Raw genomic sequence first — 17127 nt, 5'->3', positions numbered from 1 at the left:
CCGGTCAGTCCTCAATGCCGTCGGCGGCGCGCTTCTCCCGCAGCTCCTTGATCGCGCGGCGCCGGGCGAGCCGGTGCGTACGGCGGATCTGCGCCTCCTGGTAGCGCCGCCGGTCGCGCTCGGTCTCGGGGATCACGGACGGTACGCGACGGGGCTTGCCGTCCCCGTCGACGGCCGCGAAGACGAGATAGGCGCTACCGACCTGCTGCGCCGGGGTCGACTCGTTCCAGCGCTCGGCCAGGACCCGTACGCCGACCTCCATCGAGGACCGCCCTGTCCAGTTGACCTGGGCCTTCACATGGACCAGATCACCGACCCTGACCGGCTCCAGGAAGACCATCTCGTCCATGGAGGCGGTGACAGCAGGCCCGCCGGAGTGGCGGCCGGCGACCGCGCCCGCCGCGTCGTCCACCAGCTTCATGATCACGCCACCGTGCACCGTGCCGAGGAGATTGGTGTCACTGCCGGTCATGATGTGGCTCAGGGTGGTACGGGAAGCTGCGGTGGGCTTGCCCGGTATCTCTGGCTCCGGGCGCTGGGCCTGATCTGTCATGCCGACCACCATATGCCGGGCCACATTGCATCAGCTTCGCAACAGCCGTGGTGCGATTCCTCACCCGCCTTGTGGGGGACGGGGGCTCTCCCTGCACACTGGTCCGCATGAATGACTGGCCCGATGGATGGTCCGACGACCGCGGCAACGGCAACGCAGCCGGCTACGGCCGCGGCAGCGCAGGCCCGCAGCCCGAAGGCGCGCGGGTGATGCGCCATGTCCAGCGCCCGGCCGCGCCGCAGCGCGGCGGGGTCCCTCCGCAGTCGCGCGGGTACGACGAAGGCTATGACCAGCAGGCGTACGACAGCGAGTACAACACGGGTCAGGTCTACGGAGGCGGCGGCCGGGGCGGCGACAACGGCGCTCCCCCGCAGAGCTACCCGCCGCGCCCGGGCGCGGCCCCGGACTGGCGCCGCCGGCTCAAGATAGGTTCGCTGACGCTGGTCGTACTGCTGCTCGCGGTCTCCATAGGCACGTACTTCTGGGCCGACTCCAAGCTCAAGCGCGAGGTCGACCTCTCCAAGGTCATCGAGCGGCCGGGCGGCGGCGAGGGCACCAACTATCTGATCGTGGGTTCCGACAGCCGTGAGGGCATGTCCGCCGACGAGAAGAAGAAGCTCCACACGGGCTCGGCCGAAGGCAAGCGGACCGACTCGATGATGATCCTGCACGACGGCTCGAACGGCCCCACGCTGATCTCGCTGCCGCGCGACTCGGACGTGGAGATACCGTCCTTCAAGGGCTCGCAGTCGGGCAAGCTCTTCCCGGCGAAGGGCCGGCACACCAAGCTGAACGCCGCGTACGCGGAGGACGGCCCGGAGCTGCTGGTCCGCACGGTCGAGCACAACACGGGTCTGCGCATCGACCACTACGTCGAGATCGGCTTCGCGGGCTTCGCGAACATCGTGGACGCGATCGGCGGTGTCGAGATCGACATCCCGAAGGCCTTCAAGGACAAGAACTCGGGCGCGGACTTCCAGGCGGGAAAGCAGACGCTCGACGGCGAGCAGTCGCTGGCGTTCGTACGGACGCGGTACGCGTTCGCGGGCAGCGACCTTGACCGTACGAAGAACCAGCAGAAGTTCCTCGCGGCCCTGGCGAGCCAGACGGCGACGCCGGGCACGATCCTCAACCCGTTCAAGCTCTACCCGACGATGGGCGCGGGCCTGGACACGCTCCTCGTCGACAAGGACATGTCCCTGTGGTCGCTGGGACAGATGTTCTTCGCGATGAAGGGCGTCACGGGCGGCGAGGGCAAGTCCATGAACATGCCGATCTCGGGCAGCACGGGCGGGAACCTGGTCTGGGACAAGGCCAAGGTGAAGCAGCTGGTGCAGCAGCTGAAGAACGACGAGAAGGTCACGGTCACCTCGGACCGCTGACCCCCACAGCGGGCCGCCGGAAGCGGCGGCCCGCTGTGCATGAGGGTCGCGCAGGGTCCGGATCTCGCGGGTGAACATCGGCAGCGCGGACAGGGCGATGCCCGCGCTGCCGACCGCCACGGCTCCGGTGGTGCCGAGCGCCCCGCCAGGACGCCGCCGAGCGCAGCGCCGAGCGGGAGCACGCCGAAGGTGAAGGTGCGGTACGCGCCGTTGCTGCGCGCGAGCGCTGTCCTGGGGATCAGCAGCTGCCGGATCGTGACGGACAGCACATTGGTTACTTTACGACATCCGAGGTGCTGACCTGCAAGAACATCCCCTGCCGAGGGGGGCACCCCAGGATTTCCCCAGGGTCAGTCACGGTCGCGCCAGGTCAGGGCCTGCGGACCGGCCACAGTGCTTCCGCGCGCCGCTCGGGGCCGCTTGACGGCAGTCACGCCACAGGGTGAGGGTCGTGCAACCAGGCGCAACGAACTCGACAGCGGAGGTTGTCATGGCATTACGGTTCGTCGGTAAAGATCCCGAGTCCGGAGATCACGGGTCACCGGCTGTGTGGGTCGATGAGGAGACAAGGGATCTTCTCGTACAGGGGTGGACGGCGGACGAGCAGACCCGGGCTGAGAGCTCGAAGGATGTTGCGATCCCCGGCCACGAATCGGTGGTCCGGGTACCGAAGCGGATGATCCCGCTTCTAAGGGAGGCGCTTCGTGTCGCAGAGTCTGACTGACTTCTCGGACCTGATCAGGTCTGTCCGGGAGTCGGCCGTTCATCTGGAGATGCGAGACGGATACGGCGTTGAGAACGAGATCGAAGGCTTCGCAGCATGGAAGCAAGGTCACCGGCTCGACCCTGACAACCGAGAGTCCTGGTGGCGACCGTGGCTCGACCTCGTACACGAGGTCACAGCCAAGGGAGTCGTCATCCGACGTGCCCGCGTGGTCTCGGAGCCCGTGAGCGACTACATCGCCTTCGAGCACTCCGGCACCTTCACGAACGTGGCAGCCGGGGAGCAGATCCGGTGGCTTCCTCGGCGGAGTGCCTCAGATCTGGCGCTGCCGGGCAATGACTACTGGCTCTTTGATGGCCGTCTCGTTCAGTTCAATATCTTCGATGGCGACGGCAGGTGGGTGCACACCGACCAAACCGAAGATCCCGGCGTAGCAGCGCTGTGCGCGTCCGCCTTCGAAGCAGTGTGGGAGCGCGCCATCCCACACGAGAAGTACACCGTCTGATCCCTGGCCGGTCAGTTCATGCCTTCATCTCCCCTCTCCAGCGCCCAAGCAGCACGGGCAGCCGTCGCAGCGCGCTTGCAAGGCCTTATGAAGGACGCTGGACTCTCCGGGCATGAACTGGCCGTCCGGTGCGGCTGGCACAAGGCCAAGTCGTCCAGGATCGCCAGAGGCAAGACGCCGCCATCGGATGCCGACATCCGTGCATGGTGCTCAGCCTGCGGGGCCAACGAACAAGCGGCCGACCTGATCGCAGCCTCGCGGAACGCAGAGTCGATGTACGTCGAGTGGAGACAGATCCACCGCGACGGCATGCGCCGCATCCACGAGCAGACAGTGCCGCTTTACCAACGAACCCGCTCATTTCGTGTCTACGCTTCGAACGTCATGCCTGGCATGCTCCAGACCGCCGGATATGCAACAGGACTCCTACGGTCGATCACGACCTTTCAAGGCACCCCGGACGACGTGGCCGACGCTGTACGGGCCCGTCTCGACCGTTCCCGCGTGATCCGCGAGGGTGACCACCGGTTCGCCCTGCTCCTTGAAGAGACGGTTCTCTACTACCGAGTCAGTGACGAAGCGGCCATGGCCGAGCAGCTTCAGCATCTGCTCACCGTCATGGCACGGCCGAACGTCTCCCTCGGCATCATCCCGGTCACAGCCCGCCGTACCGTCTGGCCCCTCGAAGCGTTCTACGCGTTCGATGACACTCAGGTAGCCGTCGAGACTCTGACGGCAGAGATCAACCTGACCACTCCCGGCGAAATCCGCACCTACCTCCGAGCCTTCGCTGAGCTGTCCCAGACAGCCGTACGCGGAGCTGACTCTCGCGCCCTCATCACGAAGGCACTCGCCGCGCTCGAGTGAATCCGTGCAACCGCATGCAACAACGTGGACCCCCAACTTGGCCTCTCCATACGGTCGTTGCATCGGGAGCGGATCAGCCGGGGAGGCCAAGCATGGTGACGCAGAAGCCGCAGGGATACCACCTGAGTGAGCTACCGGCCGAGCCCTCCGCCAAGCCGGGGTGTTCGGCTTGCCTGTCCATGGTGGTTGCCAGGGAGAACGCGCGCTCCAGGAGCGATTACAGCGGAGTGACTGACTGCAATGTGGGTCTGCGGCAGCACCAGGCAGAGGCGCACCAGTCATGAGCAAGGGCAGAGAGGTCCAACTCATTGCCGACCGGCCGTTGATGACGCTGCGGGTGTCTCGGGACGACGGGAAAACGTGGGGGCCTGAGCGGGCTGTACGCAGCACCGAGAACCTCGCCCCCATGGTGACCTCGGAATGGCCGCCGTGTGAGTGCTGGCGGTGCAAGGGGCGTTGATCTCCCCCCCTTCCCGTGATCGCGGCGGCGCGAGGCGGTAGGGGGCGGGTATGGACGGGCCCCGGTTCGATGCTTCCCCCGTGCATTGGGCCGGGGCTCTGCCGTCCACAACACTTCATCTTCACAGGGAGAGTTCATGCGTTCGGGCACAGTGGCACGACTGGCAGCGATACCCGTGATCATCTCGGCGTTACTGGGAGCGGAGCAGGGTGGTTGTACCTCGACCACGGGAAGCGTGAGCGGCGGCCAGGGCGGCGGACAGGCTGAGCAACCCCAAGGCAAGACGTACGGCCAGGTGATCGGCGGCAGGTGCACACAGCGCGTCGCCGAGGCTTACGTGAGTGCGGGCAGGGTTCGTGGCTACGCGGACGCCACATGCCGGGAAGCGGTGCTGAATCACTCCCTGACGGTCATCCTGGACAAGAGAGGGCCTGGCGGAGGCTGGGACGAAGTGAGCAGCAATTCGAACCATCTTTCTCCCGGAAAGGGTGCGCTCAAGAAAGTGGAGACCTCGGTAAGCTGCCAGCCCGGTTTCTACCGGGTCCGCATGAAGGCGACCGTAGAAGCGCTGAAGGACCCGAACGGGCCGGACTCCGGCGGAGCCGAGACCCCCGGAGCCGTCGTCAACAAGGAGCAGTGCTGATGGACAGGCAGGCAAGGGACTATCCGGGGATCGTGGCCTCACTGGACCTTGGCACCATGTCCGACATGACGCTGAACCGTCGCCAGCGCTTCCGTCTGTGGCGGTGGGAACACGGCGGCAGGCACCTGCACAACGCTGGCGTTCTCGTACGGAGCCGAGTCGGATTGAGGCGTGGCCGCGATGAGTCCCAGCGTCCGGGACGGTAGGACTCTCACAAACGGAGAAGCCCCCGGCCAATAGTCTCTTCAGTTGGTTTAGAGCAGTGCACGGAAGGGGTTGGAATCGCTGGCCGGTTCCGGCCGCTTCAGAGTCTCGGGCTCCGGGGCAACAGCGCGGGCGGGCAGCCATCGCCACGACGCTGACCCCAGGCGCGGACGACCCCACGGAGCGAACAGAGGTGGCTTGAGCAAGGCCATAACCAAGACCCCCGGCATCACGCCGGGGGTCTTAGTGTTTGTGCAGCTCAGAGGCGGTTGCAGTCCCAGTGTCAGCCCAGGATTTCCCCAGCATGACGCCCAGGATCACCCCGGAACCGGCTCGAACGGACCGAAACCGGAGCCAGCTTCCCTGACCCAGTCACAGGGCCACTGACCTGCAAGAACCCTGCTACGGCAGGTTCCTTGCCATGACGATCCGCTGGACCTGATTCGTACCTTCATAAATCTGCGTGATCTTGGCGTCGCGCATCATGCGCTCGACCGGGTAGTCACGCGTGTAGCCGTAGCCGCCGAGCAGCTGGACCGCATCCGTCGTGACCTCCATCGCGACGTCGGAGGCGAAGCACTTCGCCGCCGCGCCGAAGAAGGTCAGGTCGCCGTCGACACGCTGCGACTTCGCGGCCGCCGAGTAGGTGAGCTGGCGGGCGGCCTCGAGCTTCATCGCCATGTCGGCGAGCATGAACTGGATGCCCTGGAAGTCGGCGATCGGCTTGCCGAACTGCTTGCGCTCCTGGACATAGCCCTTGGCGTAGTCGAGGGCGCCCTGGGCGATGCCGAGAGCCTGGGCCGCGATCGTGATGCGGGTGTGGTCCAGGGTCTTCATCGCGGTGGCGAAGCCCGTGCCCTCCTCGCCGATCATGCGGTCGGCGGGGATGCGGACGTTGTCGAGGTAGACCTCGCGGGTCGGGGAGCCCTTGATGCCGAGCTTCTTCTCCGGGGCGCCGAAGGAAACGCCCTCGTCCGACTTCTCGACGACGAAGGCGCTGATGCCCTTGGAGCGCTTGGTCGGGTCGGTGACGGCCATCACCGTGTAGTACTCGGAGACGCCGGCGTTGGTGATCCAGCGCTTCACGCCGTTGAGAACCCAGAAGTCTCCGTCGCGTACGGCCTTCGTCTTCATGCCGGCGGCGTCGGAGCCCGCGTCCGGCTCGGAGAGGCAGTACGAGAACATCCCGTCGCCCTGCGCGAGCGGGCCCAGGTACCTCTTCTTGAGGTCTTCGTCACCCGAGAGGATCACGGGCAGGGAGCCGAGCTTGTTCACGGCCGGGATGAGGGAGGAGGACGCGCAGACGCGGGCCACCTCCTCGATCACGATCACGGTCGCCAGCGCATCGGCGCCCGCGCCGCCGTACTCCTCGGGGACGTGGACCGCGTGCAGATCGGCGGAGACCAGCGCGTCCAGAGCCTCCTGCGGGAAGCGGGCCTGCTCGTCGACCTCGGCGGCGAACGGCGCGATCTTCGCCTCGGCGAGCGAACGGATGGCGTCGCGGAGCATGTCGTGCTCTTCGGACGGGCGGTACAGGTCGAAATCAGCCGATCCGGCCAAGGTCTCTCACTCCCCAGTGACGCTAACTACCGTTAAGTAACCTGATTTTAGTGGGCTTGCTACTCCCAGGCATACGTGAGCTTGACGACAGCGGGAATCGTCCCCCCGCATCAGACCGCCCGCGAAACCCCCACCGGCCACCGGCAGCAACCGTCAACGCCCCCGCCCACGGTCACCACGACCACGGTACGCGCCCCGGTTATGCTCGGGCAGCGCACCTGAGCCCGCACTTCACTGGAGCACCGCATGGCCCTCAAGATCACCGTGATCGGCACCGGATATCTCGGCGCCACGCACGCCGCGGCCATGGCGGAGTTGGGCTTCGAAGTGCTCGGGCTCGATGTCGTTCCCGAGAAGATCGAGATGCTTTCGGCCGGCAAGGTCCCCATGTACGAGCCGGGGCTCGAGGATCTGCTCGCCAAGCATGTCGCCGGGATCGAGGGATCGAGCGGCCGACTGCGTTTCACGACCTCCTGGGAGGAGATCGGGGAGTTCGGCGACGTTCATTTTGTGTGTGTGAACACCCCGCAGAAGCACGGTGAGTACGCCTGCGACATGTCGTACGTGGACCGTGCCTTCGCCTCTCTCGCGCCGCAGCTGAAGCGGCCGGCGCTGGTCGTCGGCAAGTCGACCGTGCCGGTCGGCAGCGCGGCCCGGCTGGCGGAGCTGCTCGTCGAGCTGGCTCCGGTGGGCGTGGACGCGGAGCTGGCGTGGAACCCGGAGTTCCTGCGCGAGGGCTTCGCCGTCCAGGACACGCTGCACCCCGACCGGATCGTGGTCGGTGTGGAGAGCGAGCGCGCGGAAAAGCTGCTGCGCGAGGTGTACGCGACGCCGGTCGGCGAAGGGTCGCCGTTCGTGGTGATGGACTTCCCGACCGCCGAGCTGGTGAAGACCTCCGCGAACTCCTTTCTCGCGACGAAGATTTCGTTCATCAACGCGATGGCGGAGGTGTGCGAGGCCGCGGACGGCGATGTCGTGAAGCTGGCCGAGGCAATCGGTTACGACGAGCGAATCGGGTCCAAGTTCCTGCGGGCCGGGATCGGCTTCGGCGGCGGATGTCTGCCGAAGGACATCCGTGCCTTCATGGCGCGCGCCGGTGAGCTGGGCGCCGACCAGGCGCTGACCTTCCTGCGGGAGGTCGACTCGATCAATATGCGGCGGCGTGGCCACATGGTGGAACTGGCGCGGGACGCGGTGGGCGGTGACTCCTTCCTGGGGAAGCGGGTGGCCGTGCTGGGTGCGACGTTCAAACCGGACTCGGACGACGTACGGGATTCACCGGCGCTGAATGTGGCGGGCCAGATCCATCTGCAGGGCGGCCAGGTGACGGTGTACGACCCGAAGGGGATGGACAACGCGCGCCGTCTCTTCCCGACGCTGGGCTACGCCGATTCGGCGCTGGACGCGGTGCGGGGCGCGGATGTGGTGCTGCACCTGACGGAGTGGCGCGAGTTCCGCGAGCTGGACGCGGCGGCGCTGGGCGAGGTCGTGACCAGCCGGATCATCCTGGACGGGCGGAACGCGCTGGACGGCGCGCGCTGGCGCGAGGCGGGCTGGACGTACCGGGCGATGGGCCGCCCGCGCGCCTGAGCGGGGGGCGATGGCGGGCGGGCCGCGTGCGCGCGGTCATGACCAGCCGCAGATCTGGTCGGCACGCCGCCGCGTACGGGCCGGCCCCCGGGCGCGGTCAGCGCGCCCGCAGCCGGCGACTCCGCGCGCGGCCATGACCGCGGTCGGGCCGGCCCTCGCGGGTATCAGGCCGAGGCGTCCGGCACCGACCGGCGAGCCCGGTATGTGCGCATCTTGGCGCGGGCTCCGCAGACCGACATCGAGCACCAGCGGCGGCGGCCCGCCGGGCTGCGGTCGTAGTACGCCCATTGGCAGTCCTCCGCCTCGCACGCCTTGAGACGTGCCCAGGTCCCGTCGGCGGCCGCGGCCGCGAGTGCCTCGGCGATACGGGAGACGAGCGTGTCCGGGGTGGCCGGACGGAGCGCGGCCGTGCCGTCCTCGGCCACCGTGACCAGCAGCGGCGCCTCGGCCAGAAAGCCGTCGAGTGCCGCCGCCGAGCGGTCCGGTGCGCGGTGGCCCGCGTGGGCGAGGCATGCGGCGCGCAGGGCCTCGCGGAGTTCGCGGGCGGCAGGGACGTCCCGCTCGGCGAGACCGAAGACGGCACGGCCCTCCGTCGCGTCCAGAGCGTCGGCGCCGGTCTCGACGTCCAGCGTGTTCACCAGGGCCTCGACCAGCGCCAGGCCGCCTGGTGCGGGCGCCTTCTCATTCATGGTTGCGACGTTACCTCCGATGCGAGAGCATCAGGTAACCGTTACTGGTTGCTCTCATGTAGCGGTAACGCCGACCGAGGAGGAAACCATGGCCATCGCCACGCTGGGGGCCGTCGTTCTGGACTGTCCCGACCCCGTCGCACTCGGCCGTTTCTACGCCGCGGTGCTGGGCGGCCGGATCCAGGACGAGGGCGAGGGCTGGGTCCACCTGGCGGAAGCCCCGGGCACCCCGCTGGACTTCCAGGCCGCGCCCGGCTTCGTACCGCCGAAGTGGCCGGCTCCCGACGGCTCGCAGCAGTTCCACCTGGATCTGACGGTGGAGGACCTGGACGCGGCGGAGAAGCGCGTACTGGAGCTGGGCGCGACGGTGCTGGACGCGGACGACAGGACCCGCTCCTGGCGCGTGTACGCGGACCCGGCGGGGCATCCGTTCTGCCTCTGCGCCTGCTGACCGAGCGGCCACGGGGCGGCCCTCGCGGCCGGGGTTCAGGTGTCCAGCGCCGGCAGTGTTGCCGTCGACGGCGGGCGGCGTGGATGCGTGGCGCGGGCCAGGAACTCCGCGTCGCGTAGCACCCGGGACACGTTCGACCAGGTCAGGGCCTCGATATCCGGCTCCGGCCAGTCGCGGTCGAGGAGTTCGGCGATCACGCGGGGGAAGCAGGACACATCGCCCAGTCCCGGGGCGTGCGGGGTTCCCGTGTCGTAGGCGCCGCTGAGGGCGACCGACTCGGGGCCCGCCACCTCGCGGACGTGGTCCAGGCGGTCCGCCGTCTCGCGGATCGTCGTGGCGGTGCACGCGACCATGCACACGCCGTGATTGTCGCGCAGCAGGCCCAGCACATCGTCCGGGACCCGTGCCGGGTGGTACGAGATGACGACCGGAGCCCCGGCCACCGCGAGCACACGGCGCATCGTGTCGGCCGAGCAGCCGGCGAGGTCGACGAGAACGCCGAGGCGGTTCATCTCGCGGACGACCTCCTGGCCGAAGCGGGTCAGTCCGGTGCCCTCCGTCCAGCGGGTGCCCGCGAGGGTGAGGCTGCGGACGCCGAGTGCGTGGTACGCCCGCAGCGTGCCGAGCGAGTCGCCCAGCGCCGGGCCCGACACCGGGCCGAGCAGGGTGGCGACGCGCCCGCAGTTGTGGGCGTCGGCCATGTCGTCGGCGCTCAGCGCGAGGCGCAGGCCTTCGGGACAGGCGGCCACCAGGGAGCGGACCAGGTCGATCTGCTCCAGGGTGGCGCTCAGCGCGCGGTCCCCGGTCAGTTCCGGTGGCACGTGCAGGGACAGGAACAGCGCGCCGACGCATCCGTCCCGCAGGCGCGGTATGTCGGTCTCCAGCACGCGCTCGCCCAGTTCTATGTCGTACCCGTACCCGGACGCGTATTTCAGCGCGCGGGCCAGTCCGCTGTGACCGTCGGCTATGGGGTGCGCGGCGAGGAGTTCGCGTGCGCGCTCAAGGCTTCCGGCGGGCTCTGCCAAATCGGTCGGCTCGGCGAGCTCGGCCGGCTCTGCCAAATCGGTCGGCTCGGCCAGCTCGGCCGGCTCTGCCAAATCGGTCGGCTCGGCCGGCTCGGCGAGCTCGGCCGGCTCGGCCGACACTCTTCTGCTGGGCGGGGCCGGGCCGTCGAGATCGCCGACCGCGGCGGTGGCGGCATGGGGGTCGTCCTCGAGATCTGCCATGTCTGGGTGCTCCGAGCGTCGACGGCGATTGCCGTACGGCCACCGTGGCACGGGAGCGGCGAGGGTTCACGGCAGGGTGGTGCGTTCGGGGGTACGGGGCCTCGTCCCCGTACCCCCGTCACCGCACTCAGCCGTCGAGCTGCTCGATCGTCGCGTTGGACGGTCCGCGGCCCCGCTGCAGGTCGCGGGCGACGTCTTCGGCCGCGCGCAGTGTGCGCACCGCGTTCTGCCAGGTGAGCTTCGCCAGGTCGGCGCCGGACCAGCCGCGGCGCAGCAGCTCCGCGATCAGGTTCGGGTAGCCCGCGACGTCCTCGAGCCCGGCCGGGGTGAAGGCTGTGCCGTCGAAGTCGCCGCCGATGCCGATGTGGTCGATGCCGGCGACCTCGCGCATGTGGTCGAGATGGTCGGCGACCGTCGCGGCCGTCGCCATCGGCCGTGGGTTCGCCGCCTCGAAGGCCTCGTGGACCTTCATGGCCTCCGGCGTGGTGTCCAGGTGGTGGAGGCCATGCGCGCGCATGTTCTCGTCCGCGGCCCGTGTCCAGTCGACGGCCGCCGGAAGGATGAACTTCGGTACGAACGTCGCCATGGCGATACCGCCGTTGTCGGGCAGCTGCGCCAGCACGTCGTCGGGAATGTTGCGCACGTGGTCGCATATCGCCCGGGACGACGAGTGCGAGAAGACGACCGGCGCGACCGAGGTGGCCAGCGCGTCGCGCATCGTCGGCACAGCGACGTGCGAGAGGTCGACCAGCATGCCGACGCGGTTCATCTCCCGTACGACCTCATGGCCGAAGGCCGACAGACCGCCGACGCCCACCTCGTCCGTCGCCGAGTCGGCCCACGCGATGTTGTCGTTGTGGGTGAGCGTCATATAGCGCACGCCCAGCGCGAACAGGGCCCGCAGGGTGGCGAGGGAGTTGTTGATGGAGTGGCCGCCCTCGGCGCCCATGAGCGAGGCGATACGGCCTTCGCCGCGCGCCGTCTCCATGTCGTCCGCGCTCAAGGCTGCGGCCAGGTCCGCCGGATAGCGCTCAAGGAGCTGGCGCACCCCGTCGATCTGCTCGAGGGTCGCGCTGACCGCGTCGTCGCCGGCCATGTCGCTGCGTACGTACACGGACCAGAACTGCGCGCCGACCCCACCGGAACGCAGCCGCGGGATGTCGGTGTGCAGCCGGCCGGTCTGGTCGCCGGCGATGTCGAGGCGGTCCAGGTCGTAGCGGACGTGCTGGCGCAGCGCCCAGGGCAGGTCGTTGTGGCCGTCGACGACGGGGTGGGCGGCGAGGAGTTCGCGCGCCGCGGTGAGGAAGTCCGTGGCTGAGTCCATTGCCTCTTACTTCCCGAAGCCGAAGGCGTCCGCACCTTCGACCTTGGTGCGCAGCCGCTTGCCCTTCTCGGTGGCCTGGTCGTTCAGCTCCTGCTGGAACTCCCGCATACGGGCGAGGAGTTCGCTGTCCTGCGTGGCCAGGATGCGGGCCGCGAGCAGACCGGCGTTACGGGCGCCGGCCACGGAGACGGTGGCCACGGGCACGCCCGCCGGCATCTGCACGATGGAGAGCAGGGAGTCCATCCCGTCGAGGTACTTCAACGGCACCGGCACGCCGATCACCGGCAGCGGGGTGACGGAGGCGAGCATGCCAGGCAGATGGGCCGCTCCCCCGGCGCCCGCGATGATCGCCTTGAGGCCGCGGCCGTCGGCCTCCTCGCCGTACGCGATCATCTCGCGCGGCATCCGGTGCGCGGAGACGACATCGACCTCGTAGGGGATCTCGAACTCTTCGAGCGCTTGCGCGGCGGCTTCCATGACGGGCCAGTCGGAGTCCGAGCCCATGACGATGCCGACGAGGGGGCTGGCTGCGGGGCTGGTCATTCCGTGATCGTTCCTCTGAGATAGCCGGCTGCGTGACGGGCGCGCTCCAGCACGTCGTCCAGGTCGTCGCCGTAGGTGTTGACGTGCCCCACCTTGCGGCCGGGCTTCACGTCCTTGCCATACATATGGATCTTGAGCTGCGGGTCGCGGGCCATGCAGTGCAGATAGGCCGCGTACATGTCGGGGTAGTCGCCGCCCAGCACATTGCACATGACCGTCCAGCCGGCGCGCGGGCGCGGGTCGCCGAGCGGGAGGTCGAGGATGGCGCGGACATGGTTGGCGAACTGCGAGGTGACCGCGCCGTCCTGGGTCCAGTGGCCGGAGTTGTGCGGGCGCATGGCGAGTTCGTTGACCAGGATGCGGCCGTCGGTCGTCTCGAAGAGCTCGACCGCGAGATGGCCGACGACGCCGAGGTCCTTCGCGATCCGCAGGGCGAGCTCCTGGGCCTGGCCCGCGAGCGCCTCCGGCAGATTCGGCGCGGGCGCGATCACCGTGTCGCAGACGCCGTCGACCTGCTGGGACTCGACGACGGGATAGGCGACGGCCTGGCCGTGCGGAGAGCGGACGATGTTCGCCGCGAGCTCGCGGGTGAAGTCGACCTTCTCCTCCGCGAGGACGGGGACACCGGCCCGGAACGGGGCCTCGGCCTCGTGCTGCGTACGGACGAACCAGACGCCCTTGCCGTCGTAGCCGCCGCGCACCGTCTTGAGGATGACGGGGAAGCCGCCCACCTCCTCGGCGAACGCCGACACATCGGCGGGGTCCGCGACGATGCGGTGGCGCGGGCAGGGCGCGCCGAGCTCGTCGAGCTTGGCGCGCATCACGCCCTTGTCCTGCGCGTGCACCAAGGCGTCGGGCCCCGGCCGGACGGGGATGCCGTCCGCCTCCAGGGCCCGCAGGTGCTCGATCGGGACGTGCTCGTGATCGAAAGTGATCACGTCGCAGCCCCGCGCGAACTCACGCAGCGTGTCCAGGTCGCGATAGTCGCCGATGACGACCTCGCTGACCACCTGGGCCGCCGAGTCCTGCGGAGTGTCACTGAGGAGCTTGAATCTGATGCCGAGGGGGATGCCCGCCTCGTGGGTCATACGGGCGAGCTGACCGCCGCCGACCATGCCGACTACCGGGAACGTCACCCTCTTAGGGTATCCGCCGCCCCGGTGCGCCCTGCCTCCCGCGGCCCCGGTCCGTCGTCGCCCTTGTCACAGTCCCGCCACGCCGTTGCAGACGTCCGCGGGCAACTCCTGAGGGTGGTGGTTAGCATGGCTGAGTTGACGACACCGACCCGAACGGGGCTGAGCGATCACCATGAGTGAACGAAGCGCACTGCGCGTGCCGCTTGATCAGCTCACGCGCGAGTTCGCGAAGTTCGGCGCGGTTGGTGCGGTGGGGCTCCTGGTGGACCTGGGAGTCTTCAATCTCGTACGGACTCTCACGGACCTCCCTGTGGTACGGGCGAGCATCGTGGCCACGGTCGTCGCGATCGCCTTCAACTATGTGGGCTTCCGCTACTTCACCTACCGGGACCGCGACAAGACCCGCAGGACCAAGGAGCTGACGCTCTTCTTCCTGTTCAGCCTGGTCGGGCTGGTGATCCAGAGCGGGGTGCTCTACGCCGCGACGTACGGCTTCGGCTGGGACAGTCCGCTCCAGAGCAATGTGTTCAAGTTCCTCGGTATCGGCATCGCGACGCTGTTCCGCTTCTGGTCGTACCGCACCTGGGTGTTCCGGGCGCTCCCGGTGCGCGAGGCCGTACAGACCGCGGAGTCCTTCCTCGGGCAGCGGCCGCCGCAGCCCGACCGGGTCTCCCGCTGAGCCCGGTCGCACGCTGAGCCTGCTCGCCCGCTGAGCCGCGCCGCCCGCCGAGCCCGGTCGCACGCTGAGCCTGCTCGCCCGCTGAGCCCGGGCTCCCGCTGAGCCCGGTCGCACGCTGAGCCTGAGCCGCACGCCGGCTGTCCGACGGCTATCTGACCATCGGCGTCTGCTCGTCCCGGCGGCCGCGCTGCACCCGGCTCAGGAAGAGCGCGAAGACCGGCGGATCCTGCTGGAGCAGCTCGAGCCGTCCGCCGTCCGCCTCCGCCAGATCGCGGGCCACGGCCAGTCCGATGCCTGTCGAGTTGCGGCCGCTGATGGTCCGCTCGAAAATCCGCGCGCCGAGGTCGGCCGGTACGCCGGGGCCCTCGTCGGTCACCTCGACGACGGCCTGATTTCCGGTGACGCGAGTGCGGACGGCGACGGTGCCGCCGCCGTGCATGAGGGAGTTCTCGATCAGCGCGGCGAGGACCTGGGCGACCGCGCCCGGGGTGCCGACGGCCCGCATGCCCTGCCGTCCCGAGCAGACGATCGCCCGGCCCGCGCTGCGGTAGGCCGGCCGCCACTCCTCCAGTTGCTGCTTGACGACCTCGTCCAGATCGAAGACGACGGCGGAACCGGTGCGCGGATCACGGGCGTTGGTGAGCAGCCGCTCCACCACGTCGGTGAGCCGCTCCACCTGGGCGAGCGCGATGCTCGCCTCCTCCTTCACCGTCTCGAGGTCCTCGGCGACGGTGATCTCCTCCAGCCGCATGGAGAGCGCGGTCAGTGGCGTACGGAGCTGGTGCGAGGCGTCCGCGGCGAGCCGGCGCTCGGCGGTGAGCATGCGCGCGATGCGCTCGGCGCTGGCGTCGAGGACGTCGGCGACCCGGTCGAGCTCGGGGACGCCGTAGCGCTTGTGGCGGGGGCGCGGGTCGCCGGAGCCGAGGCGCTCGGCGGTCTCGGCGAGGTCGGTGAGCGGCGAGCCGAGCCGGTTCGCCTGGCGTACGGCGAGCAGTACGGCGGCGACGACCGCGAGCAGCGACACCGCGGCGATGATCAGCAGGGTCCGGCCGACCTCGCGGGTGACGGAGGAACGGGATTCCTCGACAGTGACGGACTCGCCGCGCTCGCCGCGTGCGACGCCGCGGATGACGCTGCCGGAGGGGCGCTCGCCGATCGCGATGGGCGCGCGGCCGGGGATCTGGATCTGCGCGTACCGCTTGGCGCCGCTCTGCTCGGCCAGGATGTCCGGGTTGACGGGCTCGCCGCCGATGAGCCGGCTGTCGACGATGCTGACGAGGCGGAGGGCCTCGGAGTCCACGCTTTCCTGGGCGCTGCTGCTGATGGTGCGGGTCTCGACGAGGACGAGCGAGACCCCGAAGACGGCGATGACGACGAGCACGACGGCGAGCGTGGAGTTGATCAGGCGGCGGCGCAAAGTGCCCTCCGGGCGGGACGCGGTGTACGGGGAGTGCCCGTACTTCAGCCTAGGCCTCGTGGCACGGTTTCCTGTCCGGTGCGGGTTCCGTGCGGGCTCCGCCCCCGTGCCTCAGCTCTTCGCCGTGCCTCAGCTCTTTTCGAAGCGGAAGCCCACTCCCCGGACCGTGGCGATGTAGCGCGGGTTCGCCGCGTCGTCGCCGAGCTTCTTGCGCAGCCACGAGATGTGCATGTCCAGCGTCTTGGTGGACGACCACCACGTGGTGTCCCAGACCTCGCGCATCAGCTGGTCGCGGGTGACCACCCGGCCCGCGTCCCTGACGAGGACCCGCAGCAGGTCGAACTCCTTGGCCGTGAGCTGGAGCTCCTCGTCGCCCATCCAGGCCCGGTGCGACTCGACGTCGATCCGTACGCCGTGGGTGGCGGGCGCCGGGACCGGCTCGGTGGCGCCGCGCCGCAGCAGGGCCCGTACCCGGGCGAGCAACTCGGCGAGGCGGAACGGCTTGGTGACGTAGTCGTCGGCGCCGGCGTCCAGGCCCACCACGGTGTCCACTTCGTCGGCGCGGGCGGTCAGCACCAGGACGGGCACGGTGTGGCCCTCGGCACGCAGCCGTCTGGCGACCTCCAGGCCGTCCATGCCGGGCAGCCCGAGGTCGAGGACGACGAGGTCCACGCCGCCGACAAGTCCGGCTTCGAGCGCGGTCGGACCGTCTTCGCGCACCTCGACCTCGTACCCCTCCCGACGTAGGGCGCGGGCCAGCGGCTCCGAGATGGAAGCGTCGTCCTCGGCGAGCAGTACACGGGTCATGTGGGTGATGGTAGTCCGCGCGACTCGCAGGTTGGCGCTTGATCGTCAAGGCCTGCGGGTCTGGGATGCAATCATGGTTGCCGCCTTCGAATCAGGGCAGCGGTTCCTTTAAATCCTGTGATCCATGTCTCAAGTCCTTCCATATGCCACTGTGTCGTGACGTATGGTGGCGAGAAGCCTGTGCACTACACGGGACCTTTGGCCTGCTGAGCGCGCCAAGGGTCTCTTTTCTGCGCGAGGTTGGCCCTGCCGGCCTCGAAGACAGTGAATGACCGATGGACCGGGCCTGGTGCGCGACACAGCGCGCGAGGCGTGGATCCCGGTGCGGACTGCCCCTCGGCTCCCGCTTCTGCGGAGCGAACCCCTC

At 69.0% G+C, this 17127-nt stretch carries 16 protein-coding genes; 7 read left to right on the top strand and 9 right to left on the bottom strand.

Annotated features, from left to right (window positions below; translation table 11 throughout):
* Positions 1 to 4: 4 nt before the first annotated feature.
* Complete coding sequence (locus AB0D12_RS17145) at positions 5 to 553, bottom strand: acyl-CoA thioesterase (protein WP_362682678.1); 549 nt, start codon at positions 551 to 553, stop codon at positions 5 to 7.
* 107 nt (positions 554 to 660) lie between these two features.
* Here AB0D12_RS17145 and AB0D12_RS17140 point away from each other — a divergent pair, with 107 nt between their 5' ends.
* The 4 genes from AB0D12_RS17140 to AB0D12_RS17125 all read left to right on the top strand — a co-directional run bounded on the left by AB0D12_RS17140 (position 661) and on the right by AB0D12_RS17125 (position 5134).
* Complete coding sequence (locus tag AB0D12_RS17140; protein ID WP_362682675.1) at positions 661 to 1935, top strand: LCP family protein; 1275 nt, start codon at positions 661 to 663, stop codon at positions 1933 to 1935.
* A gap of 704 nt (positions 1936 to 2639) precedes the next feature.
* Positions 2640 to 3164 (top strand): DUF6879 family protein, encoded by a 525-nt coding sequence (locus AB0D12_RS17135; RefSeq protein WP_362682672.1) that lies wholly within the window; start codon positions 2640 to 2642, stop codon positions 3162 to 3164.
* A gap of 18 nt (positions 3165 to 3182) precedes the next feature.
* Positions 3183 to 4031: a helix-turn-helix transcriptional regulator gene (locus tag AB0D12_RS17130; protein WP_362682669.1), complete on the top strand. Its 849-nt coding sequence runs from the start codon at positions 3183 to 3185 to the stop codon at positions 4029 to 4031.
* A gap of 635 nt (positions 4032 to 4666) precedes the next feature.
* The gene (locus AB0D12_RS17125) at positions 4667 to 5134 is read left to right on the top strand and encodes a hypothetical protein (protein ID WP_362682666.1); all 468 of its coding nucleotides are present in this window, start codon (positions 4667 to 4669) and stop codon (positions 5132 to 5134) included.
* A 606-nt stretch (positions 5135 to 5740) separates the two neighbouring features.
* Here AB0D12_RS17125 and AB0D12_RS17120 read toward each other — a convergent pair.
* The gene (locus tag AB0D12_RS17120) at positions 5741 to 6898 is read right to left on the bottom strand and encodes an acyl-CoA dehydrogenase (RefSeq protein ID WP_362682663.1); all 1158 of its coding nucleotides are present in this window, start codon (positions 6896 to 6898) and stop codon (positions 5741 to 5743) included.
* A 246-nt stretch (positions 6899 to 7144) separates the two neighbouring features.
* Here AB0D12_RS17120 and AB0D12_RS17115 point away from each other — a divergent pair, with 246 nt between their 5' ends.
* Positions 7145 to 8488, top strand: a complete 1344-nt coding sequence (locus AB0D12_RS17115; RefSeq protein WP_362682661.1) for a UDP-glucose/GDP-mannose dehydrogenase family protein — start codon at positions 7145 to 7147, stop codon at positions 8486 to 8488.
* A gap of 164 nt (positions 8489 to 8652) precedes the next feature.
* Here the strand turns inward: AB0D12_RS17115 and AB0D12_RS17110 are convergent, their stop codons facing one another.
* Positions 8653 to 9177, bottom strand: a complete 525-nt coding sequence (locus tag AB0D12_RS17110; protein WP_362682658.1) for a CGNR zinc finger domain-containing protein — start codon at positions 9175 to 9177, stop codon at positions 8653 to 8655.
* An 88-nt stretch (positions 9178 to 9265) separates the two neighbouring features.
* On the opposite strand from AB0D12_RS17110, the gene AB0D12_RS17105 reads away from it, so the two are divergent.
* A complete protein-coding gene (locus AB0D12_RS17105) occupies positions 9266 to 9628 on the top strand; it encodes a VOC family protein (protein ID WP_362682655.1) in 363 nt (120 codons plus the stop codon).
* A gap of 35 nt (positions 9629 to 9663) precedes the next feature.
* Here AB0D12_RS17105 and AB0D12_RS17100 read toward each other — a convergent pair whose 3' ends face one another.
* From AB0D12_RS17100 to AB0D12_RS17085, 4 genes are all read right to left on the bottom strand, one after another.
* A complete protein-coding gene (locus AB0D12_RS17100; protein WP_362682652.1) occupies positions 9664 to 10854 on the bottom strand; it encodes a membrane dipeptidase in 1191 nt (396 codons plus the stop codon).
* 127 nt (positions 10855 to 10981) lie between these two features.
* Entirely contained in the window at positions 10982 to 12178 is a 1197-nt protein-coding gene (locus tag AB0D12_RS17095) for a dipeptidase (protein WP_362682649.1), read from the bottom strand.
* 6 nt (positions 12179 to 12184) lie between these two features.
* Entirely contained in the window at positions 12185 to 12721 is a 537-nt protein-coding gene (gene purE / locus AB0D12_RS17090; protein WP_362682646.1) for a 5-(carboxyamino)imidazole ribonucleotide mutase, read from the bottom strand.
* Positions 12718 to 13857, bottom strand: a complete 1140-nt coding sequence (locus tag AB0D12_RS17085) for a 5-(carboxyamino)imidazole ribonucleotide synthase (protein WP_362682643.1) — start codon at positions 13855 to 13857, stop codon at positions 12718 to 12720. Before AB0D12_RS17085 ends, purE begins: the two co-directional genes overlap by 4 nt.
* Before the next feature lie 172 nt (positions 13858 to 14029).
* Between AB0D12_RS17085 and AB0D12_RS17080 the strand changes: the two genes are divergently transcribed.
* A complete protein-coding gene (locus AB0D12_RS17080) occupies positions 14030 to 14536 on the top strand; it encodes a GtrA family protein (protein WP_327323996.1) in 507 nt (168 codons plus the stop codon).
* Between the two features lie 148 nt (positions 14537 to 14684).
* On the opposite strand, the gene AB0D12_RS17075 is transcribed toward AB0D12_RS17080, so the two are convergent.
* Both AB0D12_RS17075 and AB0D12_RS17070 read right to left on the bottom strand, forming a co-directional pair.
* Positions 14685 to 15953 (bottom strand): ATP-binding protein, encoded by a 1269-nt coding sequence (locus AB0D12_RS17075; RefSeq protein WP_362682640.1) that lies wholly within the window; start codon positions 15951 to 15953, stop codon positions 14685 to 14687.
* 129 nt (positions 15954 to 16082) lie between these two features.
* Positions 16083 to 16760, bottom strand: coding sequence for a response regulator transcription factor (locus AB0D12_RS17070; RefSeq protein WP_326650322.1), 678 nt, complete (start codon positions 16758 to 16760; stop codon positions 16083 to 16085).
* Positions 16761 to 17127: the final 367 nt, after the last annotated feature.

It is taken from the genome of Streptomyces sp. NPDC048479 (assembly GCF_040651435.1).
In the GTDB taxonomy this organism is placed as follows: domain Bacteria; phylum Actinomycetota; class Actinomycetes; order Streptomycetales; family Streptomycetaceae; genus Streptomyces.
Note: the sequence above shows the minus strand (reverse complement) of the source record. Positions and strands in the feature narration are given on the sequence as shown.